This is a genomic window from Bifidobacterium sp. ESL0790 (genome assembly GCF_029395435.1).
In the GTDB taxonomy this organism is placed as follows: Bacteria; Actinomycetota; Actinomycetes; order Actinomycetales; family Bifidobacteriaceae; genus Bifidobacterium.
Genome location: NZ_CP113915.1, coordinates 1,307,545 through 1,329,984 on the forward strand (window position 1 = coordinate 1,307,545; position 22,440 = coordinate 1,329,984).

The following is a 22,440-nucleotide window of genomic DNA, read 5'->3' on the forward strand; positions in this document are numbered from 1 at the left end:
AAAGGAGATCAGAAGCGCAGCGACAGGCAGCTCAGGCCGCCATCAACCTTCTTGTACTCGGAGGTGTCGCACTCGAGAACCTTGTACTGGCCGAGATCCTCGATGGCCTTCTTGGTCTTCGGATAGCCCTTGGGGACGATCACATAATCGTTGATCCAGATGCAGTTGGCCGCGTAGCCCTCGTCCTCCGGAATCTCGATCTTGTTGAACTTATCGAAGCGAGGATCGGACTTGAACTCGCCGGAGATCAGCAGGTTGTTGTGCTCCAGATAGTTGACGCCCGTCTTCAGGTGCAGCATTTCCTTCATGGTCACGGTCTCGCCGGACATGCCGTACTTCTCGAGGTAGCCGATCATCTGCTCGGCGCCTTCCTTGTTCGTACGGGCCGACAGGCCGATGTAGAAGTGATCGCCGACCATCATGATGTCGCCGGGCTCGATGGTGCCAGGAGCCTTGATCTCTTCGATGTGATCATAGTGCTGCTCGAGCGTGGCACGCAGGTCCGGGGACTGGACCTCCTTGCGACGGGTCGGGGCGCCAGGACGGCTGATGATCGCGCACTTCGGCGTGCACAGCGCGTTGTCCTCGATGAAGCAAGAATCAGGGAACTCCTCCATCGGAGGCAGAACGGTGATATTCACGCCGGTCTTGGTGAGCGCGTTGATGTAATACTCATGCTGAACAATGGCATTCGTGTAATTCGGCTTGCCGAGATCGGCACCCGAAAGGCCATCAGCCAAAGACTTGCCCGGCACTCTAACAACAACATTGGTGAACATAGTACCAACTTCCTTTCATTTGAGGTGGTACTAGATAGTATACAACGAACATACGAACTAGTCAAAACGCTCCCAAGCGTGTCGTAAATCACGATGTATACCTTTGGATACAAACCACCAAGACGACAGGGAATGATGTATAATTGAATGGTCAAATACTATAGATGACTAGAGTTATACCAGGGGAATCATGTTGGATACGACGAGCAGAGTGTACGATTTTCTTTCCGATGCGCTGAGCAAGGGGGAGATCGAGCGCGGCGACTATATAACCGAGCAGTACCTGGCCGATAACCTCGGCCTGAGCCGCACTCCCGTGCGGGAAGCGCTCGTCGAGCTGTCCGCCGAGAACATCCTCGAGAAGATCCCCCGCCGGGGCTACCGCTTCAGGCGCTACACTAAGCAGGACGCCAGGGACCTCTACCAGCTCATCGGCCTGCTCGACGGCAAGGTGGCCGAGGGCACCGTCGACCTGATGAGCGAGGAGGATCTCTCGCTGATGAGCTTCCTGATCGACAGCATGGACTCCGCGGTGGAAAACGGATTGTATACCAAATATAACGAGTTGCAGGCGCAATTCCACAACATCTATATCAAGAAGCACCCGAACCCATACCTGGTGGCCGACCTCAAGACGAAGAAAAGCGCCTTCGTGGGCAAGACCTACGAGCATGTCAATTCGCCGAAACTCAAGGATCTGCTTCTGGTCTCCAACGACGAGCACCGCCAGATTCTGAAGCTCTTCCGCGCCAAGGACGGCTCGGAACTGCGCCACTACATCGAGGACGTGCACTGGAACGGCATCTACGCGCTTTACGATAATTGGAAATGACTGCCCGCGTAGTTGAGGGCCTGTCGTAACGAATTTCGCGGCGCCCCGGAGTGATGGACCACTTCGGGGCGCCGCGTTTTTGATGGTGTTTTTGCCAATGCTTGAAATAAGATACTGGGACTACCCAGGTCTAGTCGCGGCTACGCTTTTGGCCGCGTCTCAACCTGTTGCATATTTTCACGAGCGATCCTGCGCTTGCGAATGTGGTTGCATAGGATGATGGAGAGCATGAGTGAGCCGTCAAGGCATACCAGATAGACCGCGAAGGCGATGGTCGAGAAATGGTAATTTGGCGCAGCGATGAGGCTCGTGGTCGCCGAATAGAGACCGCCGAGGTAGAAATAGGCCCGCTCGGTCTGCGGGGCCTTGAAAATCTTGATGTAGGTGGGCAGCGCGGCGAGGGCGTCCGAAAGTATCGAAAGAAGCACGGCCATGTTGGGCTCCTTGGTCATCGCCCAAATCGCCAGCGCAATCAGAGACAACGCTCCGCAGCACACGTCGACGGGCCCGATCTTCCAGAAGCTCTTCTTGTTGAGAAAGCTGGAAAGGAATACCAGAAACGGCATGAAGCCGGACATGAACACCGGCAGGATCGACCAGGTGACGCCGGTGGAGAGCGCCGCCGCAGTGGCGATCATCGGGGAAACCGACCAGAGCAGCCAGGTGACACGGTTGGGTTTGACGGTCCCCTTGATGGTCGAGATGACGTAGGAGCAGCTGAACGCCGCGGAGACGCACGCCCCCGAGATGACGAGTAGATTCATGCCGTCCAAACTTCTCCCCTTGCCCCTTGAAACGTATGGCTCTCCATGGCAAATCCTACTCGCGGCAAGGTATCGCACGACACACAAAACCGTTCTTCGGACTTCAATCGCCACTCCCCTGCCCATAACAATAAGGAAATGGAATTGTTGTTGTCATACACAGACAGAATCCCAAAAATGGGACCAAGAACCATGAAGATATGCTTACGAAATACCGAATTATAAGCCAGAACGTGGTGTTTATGATTAAAGTTCGGCCTTACAAGAGTGGCTGTTTCATACTGCTTTTTTTACGAGGAAAAGTCGGAGGTTATTTAATCTCTCCGAAACGATTCAGAAATGAGCGCGAATACCGAAAACCGATGCACTGAATGTTGAGAAAACCGTAGAAAAACAGCCATTCTGCTATTACCAGCAATCATGACCATGAGGAGACAGATTTCAACACCTGACAACAATATGAATCCTAAAACACCACGAAGTGGCCTATGCCTCGAAATATCCGGGGTACCAAGGGTTCCAGAGACATCCAAGATGTCCAATATCCCTAAGCATCAGAAATGCGCTGCCTAGATACAACGTCTGAATATAAAAAACGGCAAGGCACATGAAGAAGAATGTGCCTTGCCCAATGAACGCAATAATCAAAGGAGCGTCCAATCACCGGCCGAGCATGACTCCCGGCCGGCGACCGAACAATATGGAGCGGCTATCAGCCGATCGCGACGACGCCGGTGCAGATGAGCACGATGGCGACGATGGCGATCAGCACGAAGGCCGCGATGACCAGCTTCTCGTTGCGGGTGAGCGGACGATCGTTTTCCTTGCCGGAGAGGTAGTAGAAGATGAAGCCGGGCACCACGAGGATGGAGACCATGAGCATCTGGCGCCAGCCGGAGAGCACCATGGCCAGCAGCTGGAAGCCCGCGGCGATGAGGCCAATGACGAACTGGCCCCATTCCTTGCGCTTGTAGCTGTACTGCACCTGATAGGAGCCGACCAGGAACCACGAGATCAGAATCGCGGCGGTCGAGAGGCTATAGGCGAACTTGTAGGCGTACTCCGTGAAGAGCAGGGAGAAGAGGAAGACGGTCTGCAGCACGCCGGTGATGATCAGCGAGGTGGTGGGAGCGCCCTTCTTGTTGAGTTTGCCCCAGTACTGCGGCAGGGTCTTGTCGCGGGCCATGAGCATCGTGGTCTCGGCTGGCAGCATCGTCCAGGAGAGCCAGGAGCCCAAGGTGGAGATGATCAGACCGACGTTGATGAGGATGGATCCCCAGGGGCCGACGACGGCCTTGAGAATCTCGCCCATGGCAGGCTGGCCCATCGAGGCGAGCTTGGCCTGGCTGAAGACGCCGAACGGCAGCAGGGAGATGAGCACGTAGATGGCGAGCAGGGCGACCAAAGCGATGGTCGTGGCCTTGCGGGCGTCGGACTTCTTCTTGGCGCGGTTGCCGAGCACGGAGGCGCCCTCGATGCCGACGAAGACCCAGAGCATCACGATGACGGAGCCCTTCATCTGGTTGAAGATGGAGACGTGCTGGTTGCCCGGGAAGTTGCTGGCCACATTGCCCCAGAAGTCGGCGGTGAAGACGCCGGCCTTGAAGCTGATGACCATGAAGACCGCGAAGATGAAGATCGGGATGAGCTTGCAGACGGTGACGATGGTGTTGATGAACGTCGCGCTCTCAACGCCGTTGTTGACCAGCATGGTCAGCAGCCACACGAAGACGATCGCCACGAGGATCGAGGCGATGTTCTGGCCGCCCTTGAACATGGGGAAGAACGTGCCGAACGAGCTCATGAGCATGGTGGCGAAGGCGATGTTGCCCAGCCAGGCGGAGAGCCAGTAAAGCCAGCCGGAGACGAACTCGCCCATGGGGCCGAACTGCTCGCCAGGATAGCTGAAGATGCCCGCGTCGAGCTCGGGACGCTTGGCGCCCAAGTTGTTGAGGGACATGACCAGGGCGAAGATGCCGATGCCGACGAAGAGCCATGCGAGAAGCATGGGGCCAGGTGCGGAGGCGCCGGCCAGATCGCTCATGATGCCGAAGGCGCCGGTTCCAATCGAGGAACTGACGATCAGCGCGACGAGTTCGCCTTTGCCGATACCTTTCTTTTCAGTTGCCATTGTTTTTCCTTCATTTCTCTTTTTTACGCGGCCATACTTGATATTTCAGCCGCAAAAATTCGAATATGCCCCACAAATGGGCAAAGAAAAAGGGAGCACAAACACAACATAAACAGTTATGCCGCGCTCCCTTTCGTCACTTATCCAGTGGAATTACTTGGTAATCACCGTGCCGGATTCGCCGGCGATGAGGCTGGAGACATTCTCCAGCGAGGTGATGATGGACTTGCCACCGGTGCGCTCGACGAACGAGCAGGCGGCCTGAACCTTGGGAAGCATGCTTCCCGCGGCGAACTGGCCATCCTTGATGTAGCCGTTCATCTCATCAACCGTGGTGCCCTCGAGCTTCTTCTGGTCGGGCTTGCCGAAGTTGATGCAGGCGTTGTCGACCGCCGTGAGAATGATCAGCTCATCGGCCTTCACATTCTCGGCGAGCTTGGCGGCGCTGAAGTCCTTGTCGATGACGGCTTCAACACCATTGAGCTGGCCCTTGGCGTTCTGGACGACGGGGATGCCGCCGCCACCGGAGGCGATCGGGACCATACCGTTGTTGAGCAGCAGCGAGGCCACCGGGGCCTCCTTGATCTCGATCGGGCGCGGCGAAGGCACGACCCGGCGATATCCACGGCCCGCGTCCTCGACGAACGTGTAGTCGGGATGATTCGCCTTCTCATCGGCCGCCTGCTCCTTGGAGTAGAACGGGCCGATCGGCTTGCTGGGCGCTTCGAAGGCGGGATCGTCGCCGGAGACGATCGTCTGGGTGACGATCGTGACGGCCTTCTTGTCGATGCCGTCCTCGGCGAACACGTCGTCGAGGCTCTTCTGCAGCCAGTAGCCGATGCTGCCCTGGGTCATCGCGCCAGCGGTGTCCAGAGGCATCGGTGGATTGCCCTCGGCCTGGCCGTTGGTCATCTGCAGCAGCAGATTGCCGACCTGCGGGCCGTTGCCGTGGGTGATCACCAGCTGATCGCCAGCCTTGATGAACTGCGCCAGGACCTCAGCGGTCTTGCGAATCGAGGCCATCTGCGAGGCGGCGGAGCCGTCCTTGGTCACGATCGCGTTGCCGCCTAGTGCTACGACAATTCTTTTCGACATTATTCTCTTAACTCCTCACTCAGGCTCAGTGCAGCGCGACCGAGGGGATGAAGAGGTTGCCGAGGGTGGCGGCCATGATGGCCTTGATGCCGTGCTTACGGTTCTCGCCCTCTTCGAAGGCGCGGCAGTAATCGCTGCGGAACACCTCGTCGGTGACTTCCATCTCCTTGATGCCGTACTTCTCGTAGACATCCTCGCCATAGGTGGTGTTGGTGTCGTGGAAGGCGGGCAGGCAGTGCAGGAAGATGAGCTGATCGTCCGGGGTGCCGGTCTTCTTCATCAGCTCCATGTTGACCTGATAGGGCTTGAGCAGGTTGACGCGCTCTTCCCAGTTCTTCTCGCCCATGGAGACCCACACGTCGGTGTAGATGACGTTGGAGCCCTTGACACCCTTGTCGATGTCATCGGTGATGAGGATCTCGGAGCCGCTGACCTCGGCGTTCTTCTTGGCGATGGCCACGTGCTTCTCCGAGGGGTTGAGCTCCTTCGGGGTGACGATGTGGACGTTCATGCCCACCATGGAGCAGGCCACGAGCAGGGAGTTCGCCACGTTGTTGCGGCCGTCACCCATGTAGGTGAGGGTCAGGCCCTTGAGATGGCCGAAGTTCTCCTTGACGGTCATCAGATCCGGGATGGTCTGGGTGGGATGCCACTCATCGGTGAGGCCGTTCCAGACCGGGACGCCCGAGAACTTCGCGAGGCCCTCGACCGTGGACTGCTTGAAGCCACGGAACTCGATGCCATCGAACATGGAGCCGAGGATGCGCGCGGTGTCCTCCACGCTCTCCTTGTTGCCGAGGTGGATGTCGTTGACACCCATGTAGTCGGGGTGGGCGCCCAGCTCGACCGCGCTGGTCACGAACGAGGAACGGGTCCTGGTGGAGCCCTTCTCGAAGAGGAGCGCGATGTTCTTGCCCTCAAGGTAACGATGAGGGATGTTGTGCTTGCGCAGATACTTGAGATGCAGGCCGAAATCGATGAGATACTCCATTTCGGCGGGGGTCATCGATGTCTCAGCGAGAATGCTACGTCCTTGGAAAACGTTCTCTTCCTTACCAAGAAACTCTTGTACCATAAATTACTACCTTTGTTAGATAACTACTGCAAATTGCGCTCTTGACACCGTCGTTTTTGACAGCATAAAGCACAATCATTATACAACATTTAGCTGAATAATGTCTAAAAACTCACATAGCCGGGAGTGCCGGACTGTTCATCATCGGGTCCGGCGACTCCCCATAAGGGCCAGGGAAAATGGTTCTCACGGCTATGCGAGTATTCCCCTGACCTTCGGCTCGCTAGGACTTAGAGGTCTTCGCGGACGATCGGCATGGACATGCAGCGCGGGCCGCCGCGACCACGGGAGAGCTCGCTGGAAATGACCTCGTGGACCTTGATGCCATGCTTGCGCAGCGCCTCGTTGGAGACGTAGTTGCGGTCATAGGTGACGACCTCGCCAGGCGCGATCGCCAGGGTGTTGGAACCGTCGTTCCACTGCTCGCGAGGAGCGATGACCGGATCGGCGTTGCCGGTCGGGATCAGGTCGAGCTCGGTCTGGTTGAGGACCTGCTTGAGGACCTCCACCAGGTCGGTGCGGTGCTCGCTGGTGATCTCGCCATCCTTGCCGGGGTGCAGGATCCACATGTCGATCTTGCCGCCGTCGAGGATCTCCGGGTGCACGGTGAACTGGTTGTAGTTGATCATCGTGAAGACGGTGTCGAGATGCATCATCGCGTGGTTGTGAGGAATCTTCAGGCCGATGACGGTGTCGAAGTTGGATTCCTTGAACAGGTTGCGGGCGATGTCCTCCAGTGCGTCCGCGGAGGTGCGCTGGGAGATGCCGATGGCCATCACGTGGTCGCTCAGCACGAGCTCGTCGCCACCCTCGATGCGGGTGCTGTGGTTGCGGTCGCGCCACACGTGCAGGCCCTTGTTGGCGAAGCGCGGGTTGTGCTTGATGATGTACTCCATGAACATCGACTCGCGCTGGCGGGCCGGGAAGGTCATGTGGTTGATCGACAGGCCGTTGCCGATGGACGCCGCGGGGTCGCGGGTGAAGTACAGGTTCGGCATCGGGTCCATGAGGAAGGGATAGTCCGCATCCTCGGAAAGCAGACGCAGGTCGGCGAAGTTCAGATCGAGATCGGTCTTGCGAACGCCCTGCATCACAGTGGTGACCATCGTGGCGGGATCCATGCTGCCGAGGTACTCCTTGAGCGCCTCATAGGTCATACCCCGATCGAAGCCGGACTCCTTGACCATGCGGTCGATGAACTCGGTGCGGACGGACTCGTCACGCAGCGCATCGGCGGCCAGGTCGTCGAGGTAGAGAACCTCGGTGCCCGTGTCGCGAAGGGTCTGGGCGAAGAAGTCATGCTCCTTCTGCGCGATCGGCAGATACGGAATATCGTCGAAAAGCAGACGCGGCATCGTGTCGGGCGTCAGATTCTCGACTTCGCGCCCCGGGCGCTTGAGAATGACGGCCTTCAGCTTGCCAATCTCGGAATTGTCGTGAATCGGGGTTTCGTATCCATAATCGGGGACAGAATCCTGTCTACCAGTCATAAAATCAATCCTCCTTAACTGATTTCATTTATTGCTTGGACCATTCGAAATATACCGACTTGACCCACCCTCGTCAACCATTGACGTGAAATGCCTGAAACTCCGCCGTTTTGCGGCTTGTCGCGACGTAAAACAGGTCAAAAACAGCACAAATCATCAAATCCGGCAACAGCCGGTACTCAAGTTTCCTAGCGTCAAATCAGGCTCTGAATACCCCCGAAAACGCGAAATCGACGATTTTGAAAAGTCGCTATGTTTTACAAATTTAGACCCTGATTGTATACAATCTACGCCCAAAAATACCGGTGTTACACAACCGTTACACGAAGGAAAACTATAATCGAAGGGCTTATCACGAAAGGAGAGTTAGACATGGCAGATACAACATTGGATGTGCGCTCGACGGCGGAGCTGGGGCCCAAGGAAGTGGTCGACATCATGCGTGAGCGCGTGAAGGTCTTTGTCGTGGAACAGACCTGCTACTACCAGGAAGTCGACGAGAAGGACGACGAGGCGATCCACGTCATGCTGCGTCTGGACGGCGAACTCGTTGGCTACACTCGCATCGTGCCCCATGACGACGGAGAGCACATCAGCTTCGGACGCGTGCTGGTGCCCATGCAGCACCGCCACAACGGCTATGCCAGACAGGTCGTGCAGGCGACGATCGACTGGATCCGTGCCAACCGGCCCGGCGAGTCCATCAAGATCCAGGCGCAGAGCTACCTGCAGAAGTTCTACGAGTCCTTCGGCTTCAAGCCGGTCTCGGACGTCTACCTCGAGGACAACATTCCACATCTCGATATGGTCATGGACTAGTTTTGAGATAAAGCCCCCGTATTGTATACAATTGAACCATCGATTTTGTCGTTTTCATCACATTTAGGGCGATGCCCAAAAGGCAGTAGGGACAACGCCTCCCCCGTGTGACGAAAATTACTGATTTTTCAGATATACAATTCACGAACAGGTCCACAACCTACTCGGCCGGGGTATGTTCATAGCGTGTATAAAACACACATATCGGATTAATTTATAAGGTTTTCACATAACCTTCACAAATAATTATAGGGTCTGATCTCGTTTTCATCATCACGAGATCAGACCCTATTCGTTTGTGAGGCCCGAAACCGGCTCCGGAGAGTCTATTTGCGCTGCCGTGGCTCCTTGGAGGCGATGTCGAGCAGCCATTTCGAGCGGTGCACGGCCGCCTCGTCGCTGGCGCAGATCAGCAGCAGCGTGTCGTCTCCGGCCAACGTGCCCAAAACGCTCTCGATCTCCTGCTTGTCCATCACGGTGGCCAGGTATTGCGCCGCGCCATCGACCGTGTGGACCACGACGATGTTGCCGGCGCAGGCCACGGAGACGATGAGTGTGGAGAAACCACGGGAAAGCTGGTGCTCGATCTTCTCGGCCTCCACACCGTCCTGGTCCTGCATGCGCCCGACCTTGTAGGCCATGCGGCCGTTGCGTAGACGGACCTTGACGGCGCTCAGCTCGTCCAGATCACGGCTCAGCGTGGCCTGGGTTACCTTGAACCCCTTGTCCAGGAGCATTTTGGAGAGCATGGACTGCGATTCGACGACATGATGGGTGAGAATCTCCTCGATCGCCACAAGGCGCGCCGCCCTGGTCGGCGGCCGGTGCAGGTAATCGTGGGCGTTGGCGCCGACGGTCTTGCCGCTCGGCGATGAACCCGTGGCACGCACGTTTCGCGCACTCCCCTTGTCCGCGTCGCCTTCACGCCCGTCATCTCGTATTTGGTCCACCATGTTGGCCTTTCCCACACTTGTCAACCAGAGCAGTCGATATGACTCACCTCTGTCGTTCGATAAAGAATATTACACGCAGCTTGTTATCAGCCCAGAGGCCGCGACCGCTCTGCGAAGCCGGGACTTCAGGCGTTGGCGGAGCCGTCACCCGCGGAGCCGCCCATGGTCTGGTTGAGCATCTGCTGCGAGAGCTGATCCAGGTTGAGGCCGTGTGTGAGCAGCCATATCTCGGCCGCGATGCTCAGCACGCTCAGGATGAGGCCGGCGATGGCGAAACCGATGCCTTTCATGTGGAACCTGCGCGTGCGCCAGATCCCGATGCCGCCGAAGATCAGCGAGACGACGGGGATTAGGAACGAGAAGACGAACGAGAGAATCGATATCGAGTCCCAGCGGCCGAGCAGCGGGTTCTGGTTCGGATCGTTGAAATCGACGCCGTTGTGCATGTCGGGAGTATGGCCGTCGGACGGGTTGCCGTTCTGCGGCTGGTTGTTGTTGCCGGTATAGGGGAAGGGCCAACCGTTATCATTGCCGTTGCCGTTCGCGGCGCGGCTCCCCTGCCGGTGACGCGGCTGCCCGCCATTGCCGTTGCCGTTTGATTTGGACTTGTCGTCGTCCGGCCTGCCGTAGACGTACGGATCATAGTCCGGTGGGAACTGGCTGGCCAAGGCGCCGTATTCGGGGAGCTTCATCTGCCCGTATTCCGGCTGCTGGGACTGCTGGGGCTGCAACTGCTGGGATTGCGGGCGAACCGCGGAGACCTCACCATAGCCAACGCCGTCGCCGGCTCCGTTGGGGGCGGCCTGTGGGTCGGGGACGATTGGCTGCCCCGGCTGGTTGGCGGGATTGGTTGCCGGATATTGGTCTTGCGGTTCGCTCATGGTGCTTCCTTATATCTTGCGTTTCAGGCTCGCAGCTGCGCGCCCAACGCGGCCGCCTTATCGACAATAGCCTTGCGGATGGCTTCCGTGTCGTCACCGGTCAGCGTCTTCTTCGCAGAGCGGAACGTGACCGCGTAGGCCAGCGACTTCTTGTGCTCGCCGAGCTGGTCGCCCGAGAAGACGTCGAAGAGGCTGATCGACTCAAGATTGTCACCGGCGGCCTCCTCGATCACCTGCTGCAGTTGCGCGGCGGTGACCGACTCGTCAACGGTGAAGGCCAGATCCTGCTTGACCGGCGGGAAGGTGGCGATCGGCTTGGCCTGCACGGGCTTGCCGTCGAGCGTGGCGAAGAGGTCCGTCAGGTTGAGCTCGAAGGCGGCGGAATGCTCGGGGAAGCCGAGCGCGGCGTTGACGTGCGGGTGCAGCTCGCCGACCATGCCGACGCACTTGCCTCCGGCCATGACCTTGGCGGCGCGGCCCGGATGCCACTGCGCGGGCATGTCTTCGGGCTTGGGCTGTTCAAGGGAGACCTTGGCGCCAAGCCTGTCGGTGACGCGGCGCATCGCCTCGACGGCGTCGCTCCAATCGACGTCACGGCCCTCGCCCATCCAGCTGGGCTCAAGGGCCGAGCCTGTCAGAATGGCGGCGACGTGCAGCGGCTGGTCGGGCAGGCCGGCGTCAAGCGCCTTCAGCTGCTCGTCGGTCGGCTTCTTGCCGCCAGGCAGGGCCGGGATGGCCGGGGCGTTCGGGTCCCAGAGATAGACGTGGCCAAGCTCGTAGAGCGAGATGTTCTCAAGACCGCGGCGCAGGTTGCGCTGCACGGTCTGCGCGAGCGTGGGCAGCACGGTGCGGCGCAGGTAGGGGCGATCACCCGCCAGCGGGTTGGCGACCTCGACGCTCACCGGCTCGATCTCGTCCGGATCGTACTCGAACGCCTTGAAGTCGGCCTCACCCACGAACGGGTAGCTCAAAGTCTCCACCAAGCCGTATTCGGCCAGCTCGTCGGCGACCTGGCGCTGGTGGATCTGGTCTTGCGTCAGCCCCACTTCCCCATCGACCGGGGCGGGGGGCATGGTGATCGGAATCTCGTCGTAGCCGACCAGACGCGCGATCTCCTCGACCAGATCGCACGGCTCGTTGAGGTCGGGCCTCCAGGTGGGCGGCACCACGCTGACGTGGCCCGCGGACTTGCCGTCGGTGACCTCGCAGCCGATGTCGGTGAGGATCTCGCGGATGCGATCGTCGGAGGTGTCGAGCCCGGTGAGGCGCTTGGTCTCGGTGAGCTTGAAATCGATGGCCTCGCGCGGCTGGGTATTGTCGACGTCGACAGGTGTGTCGGAGGGCTTGCCGTGGCCGTACTTGGCCATCAGGTCGGCGGCCATCTGGGCGGCGGCGGGCTGCAGCTCGTAGTCGACACCACGCTCGTAGCGCTTGGACGCCTCGGACGGCGTCTTGTGGCGGCGGGCCGAACGGGCAATGGTCACCTGGTCGAAGTGCGCGGACTCCAGGAGGATGTTCTTGGTGTCGGCGGTCACCTCGCCATAGAGGCCGCCCATCACGCCGGCCAGGCCAAGGATGCGCGAGCTGCGCCTGCCTTCGGGTGAGTCGGTGATAAGCAGGTCCTCGACGCTCAGCTCGTGCTTCTTGCCATCCAGCGTGGTCAGGGTCTCGCCCGGCTTGGCGCGGCGCACGACGATGGGGCCCTCGATCTTGTCGAGGTCGTAGGCGTGCATCGGCTGGCCCAGATCCATCATCACGTAGTTGGTGACGTCGACGGCCAGCGAGATCGAGCGCATGCCGGCGCGGACCAGGCGGCGGCGCATCCAGTTGGGGGTGCGGGCCGAGGGATCGAAGTCGCGCACGATACGGGCGTAATAGCGGTCGCAGCCGGGCACGCCGTGGATCGGGTTGTCGTCCTCGATCTCGACGGCGATGTCGCCTTCGCCGCTGGGCTTCGCCTGCGGGGTCTCGGCATTGAGCGCGTCGACCGGATCGGTGTAGGTGGCGCCGGTGGAATGGTGGTATTCGCGCGCCACACCGCGGTAGGACAGCGTGTAGCCACGGTCGGGGGTGATGTTGATCTCGAGCAGCGGCTGGTCGAGATGCAGCAGGTGCATCAGGTCGTCGCCGGGCTTGAGGTTGTCGACCACGTCCTTGTCGAGGCCGTAGTGGTTGAGCAGGATGATGCCGTCGTAGTTGTCGCCGAGGCCCAGCTCACGCTCCGAGGCGCACATGCCGTTGGAGATGTGGCCGTAGGTCTTGCGCGGCTCGATCTTGAAATCGCCGGGCAGCACGGCCCCGGGGATGGTGACGACGACTTTCTCGTCGGCGGCCATGTTGGGCGCGCCGCAGATGATGCCGCGCGGCACCTTGTTGCCGTTCTCATCGGTGTCGTTGTACTTGTCGCCGACGTCGACATGGCACCAGTTGATGATCTTGCCGTTCTTCTGCGGCTCGGGCGTGCAATCGACCACATAGCCGACCACGATCGGACCGGTGACCTGCGAGGCGTGAATCTCCTCCTCCTCGAGGCCGACGTGAACCAGATCCTTGGCAAGCTGCTCATACGTCAGACCGGCCGGAACCTCGACATGCTCCTTGAGCCAGTCAATATCTACCATTGGCATAGTTGGTTCACTCCCCCATCACAAACTGTTTGCTGAAACGCACGTCGCCTTCGACCAGGTCATGCATGTCGTTGATATCATGGCGCAGCAGCAGCGTGCGCTCCATGCCCACGCCGAACGCGAAGCCGGTGTAGACCTCGGGATCGAGGCCCGCGGACTTCAGCACGTTCGGGTTGACCATGCCGCAGCCGCCCCATTCGATCCAACCGGGACCGCCCTTCTTGTCGGGGAACCAGAGGTCGAGCTCGGCGCTGGGCTCGGTGAACGGGAAGTAGCTCGGGCGCAGGCGGCTCTTGGCCTCGGGGCCGAACATCGCGACGGCGAGCTTGTCGAGCACGCCCTTGAGGTCGCCCATCGTCAGGCCCTTGTCGACGGCCAGCGCCTCGCACTGGTGGAAGACCGGGGTGTGGGTGGCGTCGAGCTCGTCGGTGCGGAACACACGGCCGGGAGAGGCGATGTAAAGCGGCACGCCACGGTTGAGCAGCGCGCGCACCTGGTCGGACGAGGTCTGGGTGCGCAGCACCATGTTGGAGCCGACGAATCCGGCGGCGTCCTTGGCCTGGTTGCCTTTGACGTAGAACGTGTCCTGCATCTGGCGGGCGGGATGGTCGGGCCCGAAGTTCAGGGCGTCGAAGTCGTACCATTCGGTCTCCACCTCGGGACCCGTGGAAATCTGCCAGCCCATGGAGACGAAGAGGTCCTCGACGTCCTCCATGACCTTGGCGAGCGGGTGGCGTGCGCCGAGCGGCTTGCGGTTGACGGGGAGGGTCATATCGACGGTCTCGCTGGCCAGCTTGCGGGCCTCCTCCTCGGCTTCGACCTCTTTCTCCTTCAATCCGAAGGCGCGGCCGAAATCGGCGCGGAGCTTGCCCATGAGCTGGCCCGCGCCCTTCTTCTCATCCTTCGGCAGCCCGCCAATGGCCCGGCTCGCCTGCGTCATCGCTGAATCCGCTCCGGCGTACTGCGTTCTGATGGCTTTGAGCTCCTCCATCGTGGAGGCCTCTTTGATTTTCGCGATGCCCTCGGCGACCGCGTCGGTCACCGCTCCGGCATCGAATACCGCACTCTGTGCCACGAGTACCCTTTCCTTCAATTTTCCTTGATTCACAACTTTTCAAACACCTTGCACCAGCCTCGTGAAACACGCGGAATCCAAGCGTTTGCAACCTTTTCATTCTCCCAATATGACTCGACATAACAGGCGTTGGAGAAGGCGGGATTCCGCGATTCGGCGAGGTCGAAACGCGAGTGTGTTTTGCCTATTTATCTGCCGTTTGCGCGGGCGTGGTCGGCCATCGCCAGGGAGAAGAGCATCACCGAGGTGCTGGTGGCCAGGTTGAGCGATTCCGCCTTGCCATAGAGGGGTATGGAGACGATGCACTGCACGCGCCGCAACACGTCCTCGGGCAGGCCACGGGCCTCGTTGCCGAAAATGATCACGCGCGAGGAATCCTTGGGACCGGCATCAGACACATCGTTCTTTCGGCCGCCAGCCATGCTGGTGTCGTTTTCTTGCGAGCCGCTGGATCGCGCGATCACATCGATCAACGATTCCGGTCTGACCTCAGGCGTGCCATAGACGTCGGCGGCCATCACCCCGAGACTCTGGACCTGCGCCCAAGCGAAGAACTCGTCGGTGCCCATCGTCACCACGGGCAGATGGAAGAGCGAGCCTGCCGTGGATCGGATGACCTTCGGGTTGAAACGGTCGACGCATTCGTCGACGAAGATGACGGCCTTGCAGCCGGCGGCATCGGCCGAGCGGATGACCGTGCCCGCGTTGCCCGGGTCGCGTATCTGCCAGAACGCCGCGATGGTGCCGTTTGTGGAGCCCTGGTCGTTATCGCCATCGCCATTACCGTTGCCATTGCCGTTGTTGAAGGCGTTGGCCATCCGTCCACGCATGGCGTCCAGATCGGCGACCGCGACGATGCCCTGCGAATCCGTGCTCATATGATGCATCACCGGTTCGGTGACCTGGTGGATATAGAGGCCCTGGTCGTCGGCCTCGCGGGCGATGGCGTCCACAACCTCCGAAATCAGACCGCCTTGGCGCTCCCCCAACTGCACATAGCAATCCTCAACCACGTTGGGCATCCACCGTACGAGCTCACGCACCGATTGCGGCCCTTCGACGATGAAGCGTCCGGACTTCTTGCGGGCCTTGGTCTTCTCGAGCTCGGCCACGCGGCGCACGCGCTCGGATTTCGGATTGTCGATGATGTGCTGGTTGAAAGGCATAACCCATAGCTTACGCGACCGCTGAGGCAACTGGCCGGTTGCAGGGCAAACAAGTCCGGCTCTGAAACCGAACCACGTGACTTGCCGGGCTCAGCCGCCGAAGAAGACGAAATGACCGGTGAAGGCGGCGGCGATCAGGGCGAGCGTGGGGATAAGGGCGCAGACGATGACGAAGGCCCAATCGCGCGGATTCACGCGACTCACGCGGGCGTGGGTGCGGGGGGTGTCGGCGCCGAAGCCACGGGCCTCCATCGCGGTGGCGAGCATGGTGGAGCGGCGGATGGAGAGGACCAGCAGCGCGAAAGCCTGCGGGAAGAAGGCTTTGACCTTGTTCTCGTCGCCGAGGCCACGCGAGCGGCGGGAGGCGGTGAGCGCGGCCCAGTCGTCTCGCAGCACGGAGAAGAGGCGCATGCCCGCGAGGCCGCCGTAGACGAAACGGTCGGGCAGGTGGAGAATCTGGCTGAAGGAGTCGGCCAGGTCGGTGGTCTCCACACCGAGCACGGCGATGATGGCTGGGATACCGATCGCCAGGATGCGGATGCCGGTGGCCAGCGCGAGCGTGGCGGAGCGGTCGGTGACGGTGATCATCGCCCAATGCCACCAGATTCTGCCGCCCTGCTTGCCGTAGAGCAGCACGGCGAGGGCCGACCACGGGGCGCCGATGAAGACGGGCCAGGTCGATTTGACGACACGCCATGGCGAGAAGCCAATGAAGGCGAGGATGACGACTTCAAGCGCCAACGCGACGCTGGCGGAGACCCAATCGAGGCTCAGAATCAGCGGCAGGGCGGCGACAAATCCGCCGATAAGGCGGAACGAGGGGTTGAGGGAGGCCAGGAACGGCGAGCGGCTCGATGGCCTTGGCTGCTCGTCACGCTCGTTGACCGGGCTGACGATGATGGTGGTTTCGCTCGAGGATACCGGAATGGGGCTGCTTGAAGTTGACGCAGATGTCTGGCTTTGGGTAAAAGATTCGCGGTTTTCGGAGCCGCTGTCACCGGATTTGGTTGAATCGATACTGGTATTGGCGTTGGCGTCGATATCGACGTCGGCACTGCCTTCAGAGGCTACGGCATTCTCGGACTCAGCTTCCAATTCGATAACGCGCGCGCCCAAAGCCGTGACCAGGTCGCGGTCATGGGTGACGACGATGACGCTCACACCATCGCCGCGCAACGAGTGGATGAGACCGACGATCTGCATCCAAGTACGGCGATCTTGGCCAAAGGTGGGCTCATCGAGGATGATCACGCGGGGGGCCGAAGCCAGCGCTGCCGCCACCGTCAAGCGGCGCTTCTCGCCGCCGGAAAGCGTGTAAGGATTGACCGAAGCGTACTGCGAGAGGCTGAAGCGGCGCAGCAGGGCACGGGCTTTCGCTTTCGCCCCATCCTCGTCGCTGCCGGTGCGCAACAGCCCCAGCATGACCTCCTCGAGCACGGTGCCACGGACGAATTGGTGCTCAGGATTCTGGAACACGTAGGAGATACGGGCCGCCAAATCCCTTGATTTCCAAGTGATTGGCGAGGCTCCATCGGCACCCCGGGCCAGCTCAGGGGACGCCTCAACGCTCCCTGATACCGGTTCCAAGAGCCCCGCCAACGTCAGTGACAACGTGGATTTGCCAACGCCGTTGCGACCGACGAGCGCCGTGATCTGGCCGGCGGCGAAGGAGATGTCGATGTGACTGGCGATGGCCTTGCCCGCACGTCCGATCGACAGGTCATGGGTGGTCAGCAACGCCTTGGCGTCGCCGATGGCCGGGCCGCTTGCGGGCTCGTCATCGGTGTGGACGCGACGGATCTCGTCTTCGGAGCGGCGGTATTTGCCGGGCACCCAGATGCCGAGTGCCGCGAAATCCAAGGCTTTGTCGCCAAAGACCTCATCGGGCGTGCCGTCGGCGACCACGATGGTGCGCCGGAATCCACTGTGGTCGATTTCGGAGTCCGCGCCGACTTGGGTGACGCGAGCGCACTGCTGGTCACGAGACTCGAGGCCGAGCACGATCACACGGTCTACCATGTCGATCCAGGGGCCGGCGCGGTGCTCAACCAAGAGCATCGTCGATTTCGTATCATCGAGGACGTGGCGAACCGCGTCGACCACCTGCGCCACCCCATCAGGGTCGAGGTTCGCGGTCGGCTCGTCCAGCAGCAAAGCGCCTGGTCTCATCGCGAGCGCGCCGGCGAGCGCCAACCGCTGCATCTGTCCGCCGCTCAGGTGCATGGTGGAACGGTGCAATTGCAAGCCATCAAGCCCAACTGCCGCAAGGCTTTCGCGCACTTGTTGCCAAATTTGAGGCCGCGGCACGCCCATGTTCTCCGGGCCGAAGGCCACGTTGTCGCCGAGACGCTCGAAAATCGTCTGCGCGTCCGGGTCCTGCAGCACCAGTCCCACGCGACCACGGGCGTTTGCCGACGGCACGCCATCGATGAGAATCCGCCCTTCGGTGACACCGCCCTCGGAATCCTCGACGGCGATGGTCTCGGGCGATTCGCTCTCTTTCTCGCTGTGTTCGGCAACGGCTTCCTGCTGCGCGATTCCCTCGCCCAACAGTCCGGCGGCACCTTCCAGAATCGTGGATTTGCCAATGCCTGAGGCGCCCAGCAACAGCACACGCTCCCCCGCCCGAATCTCAAGGTTCAGGCCGCGCACGGCGAAATGGCGGCGTGAGGCGTGGCGGTAACCCCAATCGTCGAAACGGATCGAAGCAGGTTCGGCCGGACGGCGAACGCTTGCATCGGTAGAACTTTCTACACCCTGACGGCCATGCAAAACCGTTGACGTACCGGCATCGCCCGCGCCATCGACCGTCGGTGAGGTCCGGGTCTCCCCCTGGCCTCCCGACAGCCGTGCGTCCCCGCCATCGCCGGGAGACATTCTCCTGTTGCTACGCATACGTCCCTTTGTGCTTGCCACCGATACCGTCAATATAGTCCGTCATCATTCCTTTGACGACGCGACACCTATTTGTTGGACACGCGAACCTGCCGGCCCGAGGCGAACTTGTCGATCGCGCCCGTCCTCGCGATGGCGATATAGAGGTACCACATCAGCAGGCCCGCCACCAGGCCGCCGGAGATGAGCGTGGCGACGAGGTTCCAGACGCCGTACGCGCCCGTGAGTTGGAAGCCCTGCAAGTGCGTGAGGAACGTATAGCCCCAGCAGCCCACGGCCGAGAGAGCACCGGAAAGCGTCAACGTCACCACGTTCCAGATTCTATACATGACCACGAGGAAAACGATTTCGGCGCACAACCCCTGCACCAGCGCCATGAGGAATGTTTCTGCGCCGCCCCACTGGTTGCCGAGCAGAGCCTCGAGCACACCGGCCACCACCTCAGCGTACGTGGCCGCGCCCGGTTTGCGCACGATGACCGCGGCGAGCGGGCCGGCGAAGAGCCAGAAGCCATTCATCAGGCCGCCGAGGCCGGGAACCAGAGCGTCAAGCGGCGAGCCGATGGGGCCGTAGAGCAGCGCGGCCACCCAGTAGATCAGCGCGCTGGCCACGCCGATGACAGACGCGACGGCGATGTCGACGACGCGCCATTTGAGATTCGGCTTGGCGGGTTTGACTATGGTATTCGAATTTGACATGATCTGTGCCTTTCGTACGTGCGCACCGCTTTTCGGCGCGCATACAAGGCACGGGAAGAGACGTCCGTTCGCCGGCATTGTCCGGACTCACGTTCATTCGGTCGAGGAAACCCTCATCTCAGCCAGCCATTAACGACCAGCCCCCGTGTCAATTCGTCATCCTAGAGCGTGGCCAGGGCAAACTGTCTTACGCAGGGTGGTCGTGTGGGGTGGGGATGTCCCATGTTCGGGACGCTCCTTGGCCGCTCGGCCATGTCTTACGCCCGAACATGGGACATCCCCACCCCACACTCGTGCCTCAGGAATCCGATTCAAGGAGCGGCCACGGAGGTGACTCACAAGCGAATAGCTGCCGCAGGCACACGGTCACTTACCGGTTAGCCGCCAAGTGATAAGGGCAAACATCTCTCGGAACAGTGCAAATCTGCATCCTGGGCCGAGCAACATCAAGAAGCTATATCAAAAGCAGCAAAGACAAACATCCTCGTCACCAATCAGCATTTACCCACAGAATCAATTAAGAAAGCATCGTCCAAAAACACCAGCCGAAAGGCCACAGTTTCAGTCGCTGCCGCAGGCCAATGGCGTAGACTCGGCGCGCCAACAGTAAGAGACCTAAAGCCTGCGGCAGCATCCGCTTTTTTAATTACACGGCGCATAATCATTATCACTAGTGGCTGTGCGGGATATGCGATGTTCGGGCGTAAGACATGGCCGAGCGGCCAAGGAGCGTCCCGAACATCGCATATCCCGCGCAGTCACGACTACCCTATTTGCGTTCAGTGCCCCAGTTTGTCGAGGATGAGTGCCTCGGTGATCACATTGTTTTTGAGGCTGGTGAGATCGATCGATTCGTTGGGGCTGTGGGCGTTGCCCTTAGGGTCTTCGGGTCCGGTGACAAGGACCTGGGCCGCAGGGAAGATCCTCTGCAGCTCGGGGATGAACGGGATCGATCCGCCTTCGCCCTTGTTGATCGGCTCAACGCCGAACGCCTCACGCATGGATTCCTCCGCGTCCTTGGTGGCCTCGGCGTCGGGGTCCATGCTCCATCCCATGCCCTCGTCGAGCGTCGAAACAGTCACCTCGGCTCCAAACGGCGCATGGGCCAGCAGGAAGTCGGTGACGGCCTTGGCGGCGTCGGCCGGGCGCTGGTTGGGCGCGGTGCGGATGGAGAGGCGGAAGCGGGTCTCGTTGGCGATGACGTTGAAGGATCCCTCGACCGGATGCGCGTCGAAGCCGATGACGGAGACGCTCGGCTTGGTCCACAAGCGCGAGGCCAGCGAACCGGTGCCGGCAAAGCGGTAAGAGTCGACCACGGAGGAATCAGCGCGCACGCTCGCCTCGTCAAGGTCACGCTGCAGGCCGCCGACCGGGTCTCCCCCTTCGAGCCCATCAATCACCAGCGAGCCGTCCTTGTCGTACATCGAGGCGATAAGCATGGCCGAAAGCGTGTTCGTGTCGAGAATCGGACCGCCGAACTGGCCGGAATGCACCGGATGCTCCAGCGCCTTCACCGTCACGTCCAAATCGGTGTTGCCACGCAGGCTGGTGGTCAGGCTCGGAATCTCGGCGCTCCAGTTGCCCGAGTCGGCCACGATGATAACGTCCGAGGCGAACTCGTCCTGATGCGCCTCGATGAAGGGGATGAAGCTCGGCGATCCCATCTCCTCCTCGCCTTCGATGAAGACCTTAATATTGACCTTGAGCTCGTCACCCAGCGCGTGCAGCGCCCCGGAATGGATGGCAATGCCGCCGCCGTCGTCGGTCGCGCCGCGCCCGTACAGGCGTCCGTCAACCTCGGTGGCCACGAACGGATCGGTGTCCCACGCGGAGGCGTCGGGCACGGGCTGGACGTCGTGGTGCGCGTAAAGCAGCACAGTAGGAGCGTCGGGGTCGACGATCTTGGAGCCGACCACCTCGAAGGCGCCCGGGGTGCCGTCCGGATTGGTGGATTGCACCACCTTGGCGTCCACACCGCGCGCCTTCAGCTCGTCGGCCACGAATTGCGCGGAACGACGCATGTGCTCGCCGGTGATGCCCTGCGCCGAAACCGATTTCAGCGCGACCTTCTTGCTCAGCAGGTCGACGATGCGCGCGAAATCGCCGTCCACGCGCCCCCTGATCTCCTCGACTCTCGTTCCAGCCATGTGAAGCTCCTTTATATATGTGTTTGTCTTCGTCGTTATCAACATACCAAAATACCATTGGCTTCTCCGTGAGCCCGGACGTGGCGAACCAAGCGCCGGAACGGCCGACCACAATGGGCGCGAAAACGCCGGAAACCAGGCGCCCGCCAGCACGCCCAAAACCGCCAAGAGTCTAGCCTTCACCGTAATCTGCAAACATGACATGGAACCCTTTCAACAAGGATAAGAAGCAGGAGCCGGCGCAGGAGCCCATCGCCGAATCGAAGCCCAAACAGGACGCCCAGGCGGGCAAGGGGCGCCCCACCCCCAAGCGCAAGGTGGCCCAGGACAGGAACCTGCATCCGCTCGTCCCGAAGGACCGCAAGGCCGACGCGAAGGCCAACAAGAAGCGCGTCCGGGCCCGCGAGGACCGCGAGTACGACGCCATGCGCACCGGCGACCTGTCGCACATGCCCAAGTCCGAGCAGCTTCCGTGGCGCGTCTATATCCGTGATTACGTCGACGCCCGCTTCAACATCGCCGAATACTTCATCCCCGTCGTCTTCGGCGCGATGATCCTCGGCATGCTGCTGGCCATCAAATGGCCCGCGCTCTACGCGCCGATCATCGGATTCTCCTATATCTACCTCATCATCGCCGTCGTCGACATCGTCGTGATGTGGTACACGCTCAAGAAGAAGCTCATCGACAAGTTCGGCAAGAAGGCCGTGGCCAAGGGCTCGCGCTCCTGCTCCTACGCCTGGGGCCGCGCGATTCAGCTGCGCCGTTGGCGTGTGCCGAAGCCGACCTCCAAGAAGCGCGGCAACTGGCCGAAGTAAGCCCTCTGACGAAACTTTTCTTTAAACCGTCTGAATCGAACCGCAACGCAAGTCGCGGGAATGGTTCGGATGGTTTTCTTTTATTTTCTTCATTATCATTATTTTTCGCGGACGTGGTCTGATTGTCGCTCGCCTCAATCCCGACTACGCGCCCGGCGCAGATTCCTCCATCATTTCCAGCCGGCGGTGGACAAT

Annotated in this window: 17 protein-coding genes and 1 riboswitch; of the genes, 3 read left to right on the top strand and 14 right to left on the bottom strand. The window is 60.5% G+C overall.

The annotated features are described in order from the left end of the window. Positions 1–8: 8 nt before the first annotated feature. Positions 9–779: an arginine deiminase family protein gene (locus OZY47_RS04925; RefSeq protein ID WP_277177242.1), complete on the bottom strand. Its 771-nt coding sequence runs from the start codon at positions 777–779 to the stop codon at positions 9–11. A 190-nt stretch (positions 780–969) separates the two neighbouring features. Here OZY47_RS04925 and OZY47_RS04930 point away from each other — a divergent pair, with 190 nt between their 5' ends. Then, entirely contained in the window at positions 970–1,611 is a 642-nt protein-coding gene (locus tag OZY47_RS04930; protein WP_277177243.1) for a GntR family transcriptional regulator, read from the top strand. A 140-nt stretch (positions 1,612–1,751) separates the two neighbouring features. Here the strand turns inward: OZY47_RS04930 and OZY47_RS04935 are convergent, their stop codons facing one another. The 5 genes from OZY47_RS04935 to arcA all read right to left on the bottom strand — a co-directional run bounded on the left by OZY47_RS04935 (position 1,752) and on the right by arcA (position 8,166). Then, entirely contained in the window at positions 1,752–2,384 is a 633-nt protein-coding gene (locus tag OZY47_RS04935) for a hypothetical protein (RefSeq protein ID WP_277177244.1), read from the bottom strand. A 703-nt stretch (positions 2,385–3,087) separates the two neighbouring features. Beyond that, positions 3,088–4,506 (bottom strand): basic amino acid/polyamine antiporter, encoded by a 1,419-nt coding sequence (locus tag OZY47_RS04940; RefSeq protein ID WP_277177245.1) that lies wholly within the window; start codon positions 4,504–4,506, stop codon positions 3,088–3,090. Positions 4,507–4,659: 153 nt separating this feature from the next. Further along, positions 4,660–5,601, bottom strand: coding sequence for a carbamate kinase (gene arcC, locus OZY47_RS04945; RefSeq protein ID WP_277177246.1), 942 nt, complete (start codon positions 5,599–5,601; stop codon positions 4,660–4,662). Positions 5,602–5,626: 25 nt separating this feature from the next. Continuing rightward, positions 5,627–6,676, bottom strand: a complete 1,050-nt coding sequence (gene argF, locus OZY47_RS04950) for an ornithine carbamoyltransferase (RefSeq protein ID WP_277177247.1) — start codon at positions 6,674–6,676, stop codon at positions 5,627–5,629. 230 nt (positions 6,677–6,906) lie between these two features. Further along, on the bottom strand, positions 6,907–8,166 hold the full coding sequence (gene arcA / locus OZY47_RS04955) for an arginine deiminase (protein ID WP_277177249.1): 1,260 nt from the start codon (positions 8,164–8,166) through the stop codon (positions 6,907–6,909). A 372-nt stretch (positions 8,167–8,538) separates the two neighbouring features. Here arcA and OZY47_RS04960 point away from each other — a divergent pair, with 372 nt between their 5' ends. Beyond that, the gene (locus tag OZY47_RS04960; protein WP_277177250.1) at positions 8,539–8,985 is read left to right on the top strand and encodes a GNAT family N-acetyltransferase; all 447 of its coding nucleotides are present in this window, start codon (positions 8,539–8,541) and stop codon (positions 8,983–8,985) included. A gap of 326 nt (positions 8,986–9,311) precedes the next feature. Here the strand turns inward: OZY47_RS04960 and argR are convergent, their stop codons facing one another. The 8 genes from argR to OZY47_RS05000 all read right to left on the bottom strand — a co-directional run bounded on the left by argR (position 9,312) and on the right by OZY47_RS05000 (position 21,427). Then, entirely contained in the window at positions 9,312–9,938 is a 627-nt protein-coding gene (argR, locus tag OZY47_RS04965) for an arginine repressor (RefSeq protein ID WP_277177252.1), read from the bottom strand. Between the two features lie 125 nt (positions 9,939–10,063). Then, entirely contained in the window at positions 10,064–10,819 is a 756-nt protein-coding gene (locus tag OZY47_RS04970) for a DUF4190 domain-containing protein (RefSeq protein ID WP_277177253.1), read from the bottom strand. A 23-nt stretch (positions 10,820–10,842) separates the two neighbouring features. Continuing rightward, a complete protein-coding gene (gene pheT, locus OZY47_RS04975; protein ID WP_277177254.1) occupies positions 10,843–13,446 on the bottom strand; it encodes a phenylalanine--tRNA ligase subunit beta in 2,604 nt (867 codons plus the stop codon). A gap of 7 nt (positions 13,447–13,453) precedes the next feature. Further along, a complete protein-coding gene (pheS, locus tag OZY47_RS04980) occupies positions 13,454–14,521 on the bottom strand; it encodes a phenylalanine--tRNA ligase subunit alpha (RefSeq protein ID WP_277177255.1) in 1,068 nt (355 codons plus the stop codon). Positions 14,522–14,709: 188 nt separating this feature from the next. After that, positions 14,710–15,687 carry an RNA methyltransferase gene (locus OZY47_RS04985; protein WP_277177256.1) on the bottom strand — a complete coding sequence of 326 codons (978 nt, stop codon included), beginning with the start codon at positions 15,685–15,687 and terminating at the stop codon, positions 14,710–14,712. A 90-nt stretch (positions 15,688–15,777) separates the two neighbouring features. Then, complete coding sequence (locus tag OZY47_RS04990) at positions 15,778–18,582, bottom strand: ATP-binding cassette domain-containing protein (RefSeq protein WP_277177257.1); 2,805 nt, start codon at positions 18,580–18,582, stop codon at positions 15,778–15,780. Positions 18,583–18,650: 68 nt separating this feature from the next. Then, on the bottom strand, positions 18,651–19,280 hold the full coding sequence (locus tag OZY47_RS04995; protein WP_277177258.1) for an ECF transporter S component: 630 nt from the start codon (positions 19,278–19,280) through the stop codon (positions 18,651–18,653). Positions 19,281–19,325: 45 nt separating this feature from the next. Beyond that, a riboswitch (TPP riboswitch) is annotated at positions 19,326–19,437 on the bottom strand. A 622-nt stretch (positions 19,438–20,059) separates the two neighbouring features. Continuing rightward, entirely contained in the window at positions 20,060–21,427 is a 1,368-nt protein-coding gene (locus OZY47_RS05000) for a dipeptidase (RefSeq protein ID WP_277177259.1), read from the bottom strand. A gap of 197 nt (positions 21,428–21,624) precedes the next feature. Here OZY47_RS05000 and OZY47_RS05005 point away from each other — a divergent pair, with 197 nt between their 5' ends. Then, a complete protein-coding gene (locus OZY47_RS05005; protein ID WP_277177260.1) occupies positions 21,625–22,245 on the top strand; it encodes a DUF3043 domain-containing protein in 621 nt (206 codons plus the stop codon). The last annotated feature ends 195 nt before the right edge of the window (positions 22,246–22,440 follow it).